This window comes from Plantibacter lichenum, assembly GCF_050587525.1.
In the GTDB taxonomy this organism is placed as follows: Bacteria; Actinomycetota; Actinomycetes; order Actinomycetales; family Microbacteriaceae; genus Plantibacter.
Genome location: NZ_JBOBFT010000001.1, coordinates 459708 through 471526, shown reverse-complemented (window position 1 = coordinate 471526; position 11819 = coordinate 459708). Strand labels below are relative to the sequence as shown.

Here is an 11819-nt window from a genome sequence, read left to right as displayed (position 1 = left end):
AGCGCCGACAGCACCCGCACGTTGCGACACCTCGGCAGAAGAGCAGGACTACAGGATGCCTCGCTCGAGCGCGAGGGTGACGGCGCGGGTGCGATCGTTGACGCCCAGCTTCTCGAAGACGTGCAGCAGATGCGTCTTCACGGTCGCCTCCGAGATGAACAGCGCCCGGGCGATCTTCGGGTTGCTCGTCCCCGCGGCGACGAGCCGGAGGACTTCCAGCTCCCGCGCGCTCAGCAGCGGTCGCTCGGGCGTCGCAGAGGCCGCGCTTCCGGCTCCGGAGCGCATTCGGTCGACGAGCTTCGCCGCGATCTCCGGCGCCAGGACGGTCCGACCGCCGACGACGGACCGGATGCCCGCGAGGATCTCCTCCTGCGGCGCCGCCTTTAACAGATAGCCGCTCGCACCCGCTTCGATCGCGCCGAGGATGTCATCGTCCGTCTCGTACGTCGTGAGGATCAGGACGCGAACGTCGGGCAGCGATGCGATGATGCGCGCGGTCGCCTCGGCGCCCGACAGCAGCGGCATCCGCAGATCCATGAGGACGAGGTCGGGTCGGAGCTCGGTCGCGAGCCGGACCGCTTCTGCGCCGTCCGATGCCTCGGCGATCACGTCGATGTCGTCCGCCCGGCCCAGAAGGCCGACGATCCCGCCCCGCACGATGGGGTGGTCGTCCGCCACGAGGACGCGGATGGGGGCGGGGTCAGGCGCCCCGGACGGATCGATCGCCGCGTCTGCCGCTGTCGACGGCCTGCCGATGTCGCTCATGGTGTGGTGCTTTCAGGGTCGGGGATGTGGGCGTCGCCGGGTGTCGACGCGGGTTCCGCGTGGACGTTCGGTGCTGGATCCACTCGCCCGTTCGGATCTGAGATGCGCCCGAGGCGTCCGAGGGGACCGGGATCGATGGCGGGACCGCGTGGGTCTGGTTCGTGGGGAACACGGGTCGACCGCGCCGTGCGGAGGTGCTCGGCGACCGACGCGGCGAGCAGCCGCGCGTTCGTCCGATCGCTGGTCTCGGCCTCAGCCCGCCCGCTTACCGATCCGATCGGTGGAGCGCTGCCGTTCGGCACGGGCACGGGCATGGACACAGGCACGGGCATGGGCATGGGCACGGCGATGGAACGGTCGTCGCTCGGTGCGCCGGCGGCGGTCCCGTCGTGGCCGATCAACGGGACGTCCACCCGCAGGAGCGCACCTCCTTCTGCCGGATTCGATGTCGTGACCCCACCGCCGAGGAGTTCCACGCGGCTCTGCATCCCCTCGATGCCGAAGCCACGGCCTGTCGCGCCGTCCGCCGGGAACCCGACGCCGTCATCGCGCACGGTGAGCGACACCATCGATCGCGCATCGCTCGGACGATCGTTCGCCTTCCCACCGTTGGGCAGCGCTGCTCGCTCCGGGTCCATCGCCGACATTCCGGCAGCGGCATATACCGATCCGACGCTCAGCGTGACCACGACACGAGCAGCGCGGGCATGCTTCCGAACGTTCGCCAGCCCCTCTTGCGCGGTGCGGAGCAGGACGACCTCTATCGGACGGGGGAGCGGCGTCGTGCCCGCCTCCACCGTGACGGCGATGCCCGTCTCTCGTTGGAAGCGTGTGGCGAGGCGCAGCAGACTGTCGCGCAGTCCGACATCCGACGCGGGGAAACCTGCGTTCGTCGCGACGAGCGCCCTGGCCTCCCCGAGGGCCTCGCGTGCAGTGGTCTCGATGAGGTCGATCGTGTCCGGGGCGACCGGCGACTCGGCTCGAGCCCGTTGCGCCAGCATCACGACGCTCGTCAAGCTCTGCGCGATCGTGTCGTGGATGTCGAGGGCCATGCGTTCCCGTTCAGCCGCGGCGCCGGCATCGCGACTGGCCCGTTCCGTCTCTGCTTGAGCGTTCTGCAGCTGTTGCAGCAGTCGTGCCCGCTCCGCGCCGTAGTCGTGTATGCGCGAGATCCAGAGGCCGAGTGCGATGCTGAACACCAGGCTGATGCCCTGGATGAACGCGGCCTGGGCGAGCGCGCCCTCATACCCGTGGATGCCGACGGTGAAGCCGATCGCGAGGGCGACGGCGCTCACGATGTTGAGGATCACCGCGGTGCGGGTGTCATGCGTGAGCACCCAGAGGAGCGGGATCATCACGACCTGCATCGTGAGCATGTTGGGGGAGAACGCTGCCCCGACGGCCACGCCGACGATGAGGACGATCTGGAAGAGGTAACCGGACGATGCGCGCTCGAGTTGGCGGCGGCCGAAGGTGTAGTAGCAGGCGCACAGGAGCAGGAGGACGGCCCACGCGCCGAGGCGGCCGATCGTCCCGGCGGAGTCATCGGCTTCGCTCAGCCAGACGACCACGCCCACCACGATCGCTGTTCCGCCGAACGCGGCGTCCCACCATCGTCGTCCGTCCATCCTGCACGCACCCTTCACTGCCGTCATTGCCGCCCCCACTCTCTCACCCACTTCTGCCGAGGGGTCGCAAAGTGTGGGTGTCGCCCGCTCCATACCCACACTTTTCGACCCCTCGGCAGAAGGATGGGGGATGGGGGATGGGGGATGGGACCGTTACTGGCGACGGATCCAGCGGAAGGTGAGACGGCAGAGGACCAGGCCGGCAACGCACCAGACCGCGAGGACGAGCCCGACCCAGCCGAGGTCCCACACGCCGTTCTGCTCCTGAGCCGCGAAGGTCTCCGGCAGGAACACCGACCGCATGCCCTGGGCGATCCACTTGAGCGGGAACACGCTTGCCACGTTCTGCAGCCACGTCGGCAGCATCGTGAACGACAGGTAGACGCCCGAGATGAATTGCAGGACGAGGACGATCGGGATCACCACGGCCGTCGCGCTCTTGCCGCTGCGGGGGAGCGAGGAGAGGGCGATGCCGAGGACCGCCGACGTCACGATGCTCAGCAGGTAGATCCACGCGAACGTCAGCCATTTCTCGGGTTCTGTCGGCAGAGCGACGTCGAACGCGACGTGCGCGACGAGCAGTAGCAGGGCGATCTGCAGGATCGACGTCACGAAGACCTGACCCATCTTGCCGAGGAAGTAGCTGAAGACGGGCAGTGGGCTGCCGCCGAGCCGTTTGAGCGTGCCGTCGCTCTTCTCCGTTGCGATGTCGGTCGCCAGGTTCTGGACGCCGGAGAGGAGGATGCCCGCGGCGATCATCCCGGGCAGGTAGTAGGCGGCCTGGGTGATGCCTCCGGTGCCGTCGGGTGCTGCGCCGACCTTGCCGACCGCGCTGAACGCCGTCGAGAAGATCGCGAGCATCACGACGGGGAAGAGGAAGGTGAAGAAGACCTGGTCGCCGGAGCGGAAGTAGATCCGGGTCTCGTAGGCGATGCGGCTGACGCCGAGCGAGAGCGTGCGACCTGCGGGCAGCGCGGGGATGAGCGTGGCGCTCCCGGGAGCCGGTGCCGGTGGGCGGGTGGTGGTCATGATCGTGCTCCTGTGGTCGGTGCGTTCGTCGGTGTTCTCGCGGAGTCTGTCGTCCCGGTGTCAGCGCTTCCAGACCCGATCCCTGAGCTTGTCGAAGGGCCGTCATCGGGACTGACCGACTCGGTCCCTGAGCCTGTCGAAGGGCCAGCGCCCCCGCCGGCCCGAGCGACGAGCCCGAGGTATACGTCCTCCAGGCTCGGCCGGATCACTTCGAGGTCGCGCGGTTCGCCGCCCGCCTCGCGGACCAGTTCGGCAACGCGCAACGCGGGTTCCGCCGTCCGCTCCTCATGCACGCCGTCCGCATCGCGCCATCGCACGACCGGCACCCGCGCATCGGACCCGCCGATCTCGTCGACCGCTCCGATCTCCACCAGTCGTCCGCCGGCGATCACGCCGGCGCGGTCGGCGAGTTGCGCGGCCTCGTCGAGGTAATGGGTGGTGAGGAGGATCGCGGTCCCGTGGTGTTTGAGGTCGCGGATGAGGTCCCAGAACTGGCGGCGTGCTTCGGGGTCGAATCCCGTGGTCGGTTCGTCGAGGAAGAGGAGTTTCGGTCGGCCGATGACGCCGAGCGCCACGTCGACGCGTCGGCGTTGCCCACCCGACAGCTTGCCGATGCGGGTCCCAGCTTTGGCAGTGAGGCCGACGGCATCGATGACCTCGTCGACGTTGCGGGGGTCGGCGTAGTAGCGGGCGAACTGGGTCAGCTGTTCGTGGACGGTGACGTTGGCGGCCTCCGCGCTCGACTGGAGGACGATGCCGAGCTGTGCTTTCCATGCGAGGCCCCCGTGGGCCGGATCGACGCCGAGGACGTGGACGTCGCCGCCGTCGCGGCTTCGGTAGCCCTCGAGGATCTCGATCGTGGTGCTCTTGCCGGCGCCGTTGGGCCCGAGGAGGGCGAACGTCTCGCCCGCTTCGATGTCGAAGCTGACGCCGTCGACGGCCGGTGTTCCGGCGTAGATCTTGCGGAGGTCTCTGACCTCGACGATGGGTGCTGTGCTCATGCCCCTATCGTCGTCCGCCAGCCCCGTCCCCGGTAGCCTCCATCCGGCCGATCCCCCATCAACCGATCGGTTGACCCTTCTCCTCTGCCGAGGGGCCCCAAATTGCGGGTCCGGCGGTCTGACACCCGCAGTTTGCGACCCCTCGGCAGAAGATGGCGGGGAAGGGGAGGGTGAGACTAGACGCCGGTGCGCATCCAGGCCGTCGTGCGGGCGCGGAGGCCGAGGGTCAGGGCACGGGCGCCGATGTAGCCGAAGAGGAACGCCACGCTCAGCCACGCCAGGCCCGCGGCATCGGGTGATGCCCAGGTGAGGACGGCGAGGGCCATCGGGATGAAGACGGCCATGTTGAGGAAACCCGTGATCGCGAGGTACCTCGCATCGCCTGCGCCGATGAGCACCCCGTCGAGCACGAAGACGAACCCGGCGAGCGGCGTCGAGACGGCGAGGACGAGGACGCTCGGGAGGATGAGCGATGCGATGGCCGGGTCGCTCGTGAACAGCAGGCCGACCACCCCGCTCGTCGCGGCCACGACCGCCCCGAGCACGATGCCGGCGCCGACGCCCCACTGGAGGCAGCGGACGAGGACGGCGCGCACGCCTACGACATCGCCCGCGCCGAGGCCTTTCCCGACGAGCGCTTGAGCCGCGATCGCGAGTGCGTCGAGGGCGAATGCGAGGGTCGCGAAGAGCGTCATGACGACCTGGAATCCGGCGAGTTCGTCGGTGCCGAGCGACGTCGCGACGAAGACCGCGAGCAGCATCGCGACCCGCATCCACGCCGTCCGGAAGAACAGCCAGATGCCGGATCGGGCAGCCCCGCCGATGCCGGCGCGATGCGGCCGCAGACTCGCCCCGGTGCGCGCGACGTGCCGCAGGATCACCACGATGTACGCGACGACCATGCCCCACTGCGCGATGACGGTGCCGACGGCGGATCCCGCGATGCCGAGCCCCAGGCCGTAGATGAACAGGAAGTTGAGCCCGATGTTCGCCGCGAAACCCGCGCCGGCAACGTACAGCGGCGTCTTCGTGTCCTGCAGGCCGCGGAGGAGACCGGTTGCGGCGAAGACGAAGAGCATGGCGGGGATGCCGAGCATCGAGATGCCCAGATACGCGTCGGCCTGGTGAGCGACGGCATCGGATGCTCCGAAGAGCCCGACGAGTGTGGGTGAGAGGAACCAGCCGGCGGCGGCGATGACGGCTCCGAGGCTCAGTGAGAGCCACAGGCCGTCGACGCCGACGGAGACGGCTCCCCGTTCGTCGCCGTGGCCGAGGCGTCGTGCGACCGCGGGCGTCGTCGCGTAGGCGAGGAAGATCATGAGGCCGATGATCGTCTGCAGGACGGCGCTCGCGACGCCGAGTCCAGCGAGGGGCACGACGCCGAGGTGGCCGATCATGGCCGAGTCCGCGAGGAGGAACAACGGTTCCGCCACGAGTGCCCCGAGCGCGGGCACCGCCAGCCGGAGGATGTCGCGGTCCACAGCAGTCACCCGTCGAGCCTAGGGGCAGCCGCCCGCATCGCGCTGACGTGAGCGCGAGCCTCCGCCGTGAGCGCGGGCCGGATCCGACCCGCGCTCACGGCGCCGCACCGCGGACGCGCGAGCGCATCGCGCTGCCCGCAGAACGCGCACGGGGGCCGACTACCTCGTCAGGAGGGCGCCGCTCAGGTTCGCGAGATCACCGAGCCGACTTGCGGGGAGGAACCCTCGCGCGATCGCGTAGGAGACGCGCGGCTGATCGGTGTCCTCACGGCAGAACAGGTACAGCGGCACGGTCTCGGCGCCGAGCTCTGCAGCGAACGCTGCGAGATCCTCTGCGCCGTACCGCGGTTCCACCCTCGATGCGATGCCGGCGATCGCCCGGACGGCGACGCCATCGGGTTCCGTGTGGTCCTGTCCGAGTCCCGACGGGGCGAGCGACACGGTCTGCGCGCCCTCGGCCGCGAAGGCACGACAGGCCGCGAGCACGGCGATCCGAACCGCGTCGTCCAGAGACGGGCGACCGACGAGGTCCCCGGCTGCCGCCCCGGAGTGCTCATCGCCACCGTCGATCGCCCGAACCACGAGATCGAGCGACCACCCGGTCACGACTCCTCCAGGACCGTCGACGGGCAACCACGTCACGGCGGCGAGCAGTGTCCCGGTGCGGTCGAGAACGGCTGACGTCCGTGCGACCTCGCGCAGACTCCCGCTGCTCCCGCCGACCGTCAGACCGAGTTCCGGCACGTGCTTGTCCGTCGTCCAGACGGAGTCGAGCGCGCGAGCCTGGCTGCGGATCTCCCACGTCTGGTCGGCGAGCGGTCGCACCACCGTGCGCAGCCCGTAGTCCCGCACGGCCGCATCAAGCGCACGCACTGCGGAGCTGGAGCTGATTCCGGAGCCCGAGCCGGAGCCCGAGCCGGAGCCCGAGCCGGAGCCCGAGCCGGAGCCCGAGCCAGAGCCCGAGTCAGAGCTGATGCCGGAGCCGTCGATGTCGGCGGGCCGAACCACGAGATCCCGTCCGAGCGGCGACACCCGCCATCCTTCCGGCGCATCGGCGGGGTCGGTCGCGGCGAACACCGACGGCGTGAGCCCCACGCGCTCCGCCGCATCCGCGAATGCTGCGATCGCCTCGGCCCGACCCGCCGCAGCGCCGATCGGATCACCGATCGCCAACGCGACCCCGCCGTGCTGCTGGTAGCCGATCGCGTGCTGCTCGTCTGGCGTCAGGAACACGCGGTTCTGGGGCCGGAGGGCGACGGTCGCGAGGGGCCCGCCACCGTGCTCGGCGAGGAGGCCGGAAGCGATGCGACGGGAGCGGCGCGCGCCCGGCCCGATGGCATCGGGGAGCCTCCGCCGCGTCTGGTTCGAACTCACCCGGAACGCGTGCCGCGAGCCGATGAGGAGGGCCGCTTCCGCGATCCACAGCACGGTCGTCGACAGCCACACCGCGGCGAAGTCGAGGGTCACGCCGGCGACCAGGATGAGCGTCACGAGCAGCGCCGTCACGAGCAGGTTCACGACCGTCAGCGCCATCGCCGCCCACCACGCCCAGCGGTGCCCGCGGCGCAGCCAGTTGACGATGACGATGATCGCGATCGTGTCGAACAGGACGTCTGTCCAGGTGCCCTGCGTGAGCGTCGTCGGGCCGAGCGGGCCTTCGAGCGGAACGAGGGTGATGAGGATCTGGACGACGCCGAGGATGACGAGGCCGGCCACCGCGTACAGCCGCCAGTCGCGTTCCGTCGGCCGGCTCGTGCTGCGGTGCTCGCGGACCATCACCCGGGCGACGATGACGAACACGATGACGCTGATGAAGTGCTCGAGGTCGCTGATGTGGCCGACGTAGAGGACCGCGATCGACACCCACGCGATGAGGAGCAGCCGCCAGCGGAGGCGGTACGGGGAGCGCATGAACGCCGTCGCGGTGGCGATGCACGCGAGGATGCCGCAGCTGGGTCCCACGTCGAGGGTCGTGGTGAGCGTCTGTGCCCACTCCCAGCCGGTCGGCGCGAAGAGGAGCGCGAATCCGACGGCGCCGAGGATGCCGATGAGGTGCCCGCCGACGAAGATCGCCGCCGCCCGCAGCGTGCCGAACCGGACCTCGACCCAGCCGCCGAAGACGCCGATGCCGAGGATCGCGATGACGTACGCGGCCGGCCCGGTCGTCAGGAACATGCCCGTGAAGATCGTCCACCAGTGGCCGTCCTGGAAGCTCGGCACGCCGAAGGCGACCGACGAGTACCAGCTCGCGATGTGGATCGGACGCCAGAGGCCCTCCGTGACGACGCCGAGAGCGATGAAGACGATGAGGAAGCCGGAGGTCGCGGGGGCGTTCGTGAACGCCCAACGGAGCGGGGTGAAGACGTAGCGGACGGCGGCTCGCAGATCGGCGGCCGGTCGTGCGGGTGGTACAGGGACGCCGATCTCGATGCCGCTCGTCGGCGTGGTGCCGCTGACGGATCCGGACGTGCTGCCTGGCGCTGTGGACCCGCCGCGCGCGATCACGCCGCTGCCCGCGACGGCGTCCGCCGCACCCGCGACATCGCGCACCCGTTCGTCCGAGGCGGCTCGGAGCGAGACCGCGCCTTCTGGCGACAGCAGCTCGTCGAGCTCTTCCTTGGTGAGTGAGACGACGGGTTCAGGGGCCTGACCGCTGGCGGCACGGCGTCTCGCCCGGTAGACGACGACGATCGCGATGACGATGGCGACGACTCCCGCGATGGCGAGCGCCGCCCAGGAGAAGCGGTGCAGGATCTCGGTCGCGGCTTTGCCGAGGAGGGTGACGACGGTCACGACGAGGGAAGCCCAGATGATGCCGCCGGCCGCGTTCGCCGCGAGGAAGATCGGGTACGGCATCCGGAACATGCCCGCGAGCGGCCCGGAGAAGATGCGGAGGACGGCGACGAACCGGCCGAAGAACACGGCCCACGGCCCCCATCGCCGCATGAGGTGCACGGCCACCCCGAGGCGTTTCGGGCCGACGTGTTTGGGGAACTTCCGGTTGAGGACGGAGATGATGCGTCTCCCGTACCGACTGCCGATGAAGTACCCGACGGAATCGCCGATGATCGCTCCCGCAGCCGCCGCTGCTGCGACCCACACGGGGCTGAGTCCGCTCGTCGCCGCGAGGAGGGTCGTCGTGATGAGGACGGTTTCGCCGGGAAGTGGGACTCCGAGGCTTTCGACGGCGACGACGACGAAGACGACGCCGAGGAGCGCGGCGGGCGGGATGGCGGCCAACCAGTCCAAGCGTCACCCCTTCCGTACCCGACGATGGTGGCTCAACGCTAGTCCTCCTGGCGGGGTGCGGGCACCGGAATCCGCCAGGAGGTGGTCGGAACGCCTTCGGCTCGTCCTTACTCGCCTGTTCCGCCGTCGCGGGCGCGGAGCTCGTAGACGCCCGAGGTGACCGTCCGATAGCTGTCGGTCACGATCCGTTCGAGCACAGCGACGTCGTTCTGTTCGAGGTTCTTGAGGTAGAGGCAGCCGACGCCGGTCGTGTGCGGGCCGAGCTTCGCGAGCCGTCCCGTGTGCGCGCCGACGCCGTCCGGGAGGTAGATCGACGTCGCCGCTTTCCGCGGTGAGAATCCCGCGGCTCCGGCATCGCCCTCGCGCCCGCTGGCGTACCGGTAGTGGTACTGGCCGTACCCGATGATCGTCTTGTACCAGATCCGCGGTTCCTCGCCCGTGACCCGCCCGAACAGCTCGAGGAGCGTGTCCGCGTCCCGTCTGCGTCCGCGGTGGGTGACGGTGGCGAGCAGCTCCGCGACGCCGGCATCGATGTCCATGCTCCAGTATCCCAGCGTCCTTCCGGCGACCGTCCGAGACCTTTCAGGACATGTTCAGGCCGCTCCCGGGGACGCGGGGATTAGGCTGAACTGCATGACTGACGCCCCTCTCGAATCCGGCATCCGAATCGACGAACTGGACGAGGCGGTGCGTCCCCAGGACGACCTCTTCCGCCATGTGACGGGCAAGTGGATGGCTCGCACCGAGATCCCCGACGACAAGGCGCGATGGGGTTCGTTCCACCAGCTCGCGGAGGAAGCGGAGAACAACGTCCGCACGATCATCGAGGAGTCGCAGTCCTCGCCAGACGGCCTCGAAGGCCGCCAGATCGGTGCGCTCTACGCGAGCTTCATGGACGTCGACCGCGCCAACAGCCTCGGCGCCCAGCCGCTCGCGGAGCAGCTCGAACGCGTCGCCGCGGTCGGCTCGGTCGAGGAGTTCCTGCAGCTGTCCGGCGAGTTCGAGGCTGAGGGCGTCGGCGGGTTCCTGCAGCTCTTCGTCGACAACGACCCCGGCAACCCGGAGCGCTACCTCGTGTTCGCGGAGCAGGGCGGCATCACCCTCCCCGACGAGAGCTACTTCCGCGAGGACTCCTTCGCAGCCATCCGTGAGGCGTACCGCGCGCACATCCAGACGATCTTCGAACTCGCCGGCATCGACGATGCCGCCGCCCGCGCCGATCGGGTGTTCGCCCTCGAGACCGACATCGCCTCGAAGCACTGGGACAAGGTCGCCACGCGCGACAGCGAGAAGACCTACAACCTCTACAGCTGGGCCGATGCCGCGGCGCTCGCCGCCGGTGAGGACGGCAGCGGTCCGGACCTCAACGTGTGGCGCGACGCCGTCGGCGCCCCCGCAGGAGCGTTCGACGAGATCGTGGTGCGTGAGCCGAGCTTCATCGAGGGCCTCGGCGAGCTCCTCACGGAGGAGCGCCTCGCGGACTGGAAGGACTGGCTGTTCTGGAAGGTCGTCCACGGCGCAGCTCCGTACCTGTCCGAGGCGTTCAGCGCCGCGAACTTCGACTTCTACGGCAAGACCCTCACGGGCACGCCGCAGCAGCGCGAACGGTGGAAGCGCGGCGTTTCGCTCGTCGAGGGCCTCCTCGGCGAGGCCGTCGGCCGTGTCTATGTGGAGCGCCACTTCCCGCCGGCCGCGAAGGACTCGATGGACGTGCTCGTCGCGAACCTCGTCGAGGCGTACCGCCAGAGCATCGAGAAGCTCGAGTGGATGAGCCCGGAGACCCGCACGCGCGCCCTTGACAAGCTCGACAAGTTCACGCCCAAGATCGGCTTCCCGGCGAAGTGGCGCGACTACTCAGCGCTCGAACTCTCGGCAGACGACCTCACGGGCAACCTGCGTCGGGCCAGCCGGTTCGAGCTCAACCGTGAGCTCGGCAAGATCGGCAAGCCGCTCGACCGCGACGAATGGTTCATGACGCCGCAGACCATCAACGCGTACTACAACCCCGGATTCAACGAGATCGTGTTCCCCGCTGCGATCCTGCAGTTCCCGTTCTTCGAGGCGACGCGTGACGATGCCGCCAACTACGGTGCGATCGGCGCGGTCATCGGTCATGAGATCGGGCACGGCTTCGACGACCAGGGTTCCAAGTTCGACGGCGACGGTCGTCTCACGGACTGGTGGACGGAAGCGGACCGTGCGGCGTTCGAGGCACGGACCGCCTCGCTCATCGAGCAGTACGACGCGCTCGCCCCCGAGCAGACGCCCGACCATCACGTGAACGGTGCGCTCACGATCGGCGAGAACATCGGCGACCTCGGCGGACTCGGCATCGCGTGGAAGGCGTACCTGATCTCGCTGGACGGTGAGGAGCCGCCGGTCGTCGACGGCCTGACGGGCGCTGAGCGGTTCTTCATCTCCTGGGCGCAGGCGTGGCAGCAGAAGGGCCGCGACGAGGAGGTCATCCGTCTCCTGTCGATCGATCCGCACTCGCCGAACGAGTTCCGATGCAACCAGATCGTGCGCAACATCGATGCCTTCTACGAGGCGTTCGATGTGACCGAGACCGATGCGCTGTGGCTCCCCGAGGAGGACCGCGTCACCATCTGGTAGCCCGTTCCGGTCGCTGAGCCCCGGCCGGTCACTGAGCCTGTGTCCCGGTCGCT

General features: G+C 69.3%; 8 protein-coding genes. 1 reads left to right on the top strand and 7 read right to left on the bottom strand.

Going from position 1 to position 11819, the window contains the following annotated elements; translation table 11 throughout:
* Positions 1–48: 48 nt before the first annotated feature.
* The 7 genes from ACQ3HB_RS02035 to ACQ3HB_RS02005 form a co-directional block, all read right to left on the bottom strand.
* Positions 49–765: a response regulator gene (locus ACQ3HB_RS02035; RefSeq protein ID WP_430917264.1), complete on the bottom strand. Its 717-nt coding sequence runs from the start codon at positions 763–765 to the stop codon at positions 49–51.
* On the bottom strand, positions 762–2393 hold the full coding sequence (locus ACQ3HB_RS02030; RefSeq protein WP_430917263.1) for a histidine kinase: 1632 nt from the start codon (positions 2391–2393) through the stop codon (positions 762–764). Before ACQ3HB_RS02030 ends, ACQ3HB_RS02035 begins: the two co-directional genes overlap by 4 nt.
* Positions 2394–2546: 153 nt before the next feature.
* A complete protein-coding gene (locus tag ACQ3HB_RS02025; protein ID WP_430917261.1) occupies positions 2547–3422 on the bottom strand; it encodes an ABC transporter permease in 876 nt (291 codons plus the stop codon).
* Positions 3419–4423 carry an ABC transporter ATP-binding protein gene (locus ACQ3HB_RS02020; RefSeq protein ID WP_430917260.1) on the bottom strand — a complete coding sequence of 335 codons (1005 nt, stop codon included), beginning with the start codon at positions 4421–4423 and terminating at the stop codon, positions 3419–3421. The genes ACQ3HB_RS02025 and ACQ3HB_RS02020 overlap by 4 nt, the downstream gene beginning before the upstream one ends.
* A gap of 176 nt (positions 4424–4599) precedes the next feature.
* Positions 4600–5913, bottom strand: a complete 1314-nt coding sequence (locus ACQ3HB_RS02015) for an MATE family efflux transporter (RefSeq protein ID WP_430917258.1) — start codon at positions 5911–5913, stop codon at positions 4600–4602.
* Positions 5914–6063: 150 nt separating this feature from the next.
* Positions 6064–9153, bottom strand: a complete 3090-nt coding sequence (locus ACQ3HB_RS02010) for a VTT domain-containing protein (protein WP_430917256.1) — start codon at positions 9151–9153, stop codon at positions 6064–6066.
* Positions 9154–9260: 107 nt separating this feature from the next.
* Positions 9261–9692 (bottom strand): DUF1801 domain-containing protein, encoded by a 432-nt coding sequence (locus ACQ3HB_RS02005; protein WP_430917254.1) that lies wholly within the window; start codon positions 9690–9692, stop codon positions 9261–9263.
* Between the two features lie 94 nt (positions 9693–9786).
* Between ACQ3HB_RS02005 and ACQ3HB_RS02000 the strand changes: the two genes are divergently transcribed.
* Positions 9787–11766: a M13 family metallopeptidase gene (locus tag ACQ3HB_RS02000; RefSeq protein WP_430917252.1), complete on the top strand. Its 1980-nt coding sequence runs from the start codon at positions 9787–9789 to the stop codon at positions 11764–11766.
* Positions 11767–11819: the final 53 nt, after the last annotated feature.

What these genes read in the sequence shown, in the direction of transcription:
- ACQ3HB_RS02005 (WP_430917254.1), bottom strand. Translation starts at nt 9,692, where the DNA reads ATGGACATCGATGCCGGCGTCGCGGAGCTGCTCGCCACCGTCACCCAC.
- ACQ3HB_RS02020 (WP_430917260.1), bottom strand. Translation starts at nt 4,423, where the DNA reads ATGAGCACAGCACCCATCGTCGAGGTCAGAGACCTCCGCAAGATCTAC.
- ACQ3HB_RS02025 (WP_430917261.1), bottom strand. Translation starts at nt 3,422, where the DNA reads ATGACCACCACCCGCCCACCGGCACCGGCTCCCGGGAGCGCCACGCTC.
- ACQ3HB_RS02000 (WP_430917252.1), top strand. Translation starts at nt 9,787, where the DNA reads ATGACTGACGCCCCTCTCGAATCCGGCATCCGAATCGACGAACTGGAC.
- ACQ3HB_RS02035 (WP_430917264.1), bottom strand. Translation starts at nt 765, where the DNA reads ATGAGCGACATCGGCAGGCCGTCGACAGCGGCAGACGCGGCGATCGAT.
- ACQ3HB_RS02030 (WP_430917263.1), bottom strand. Translation starts at nt 2,393, where the DNA reads ATGGACGGACGACGATGGTGGGACGCCGCGTTCGGCGGAACAGCGATC.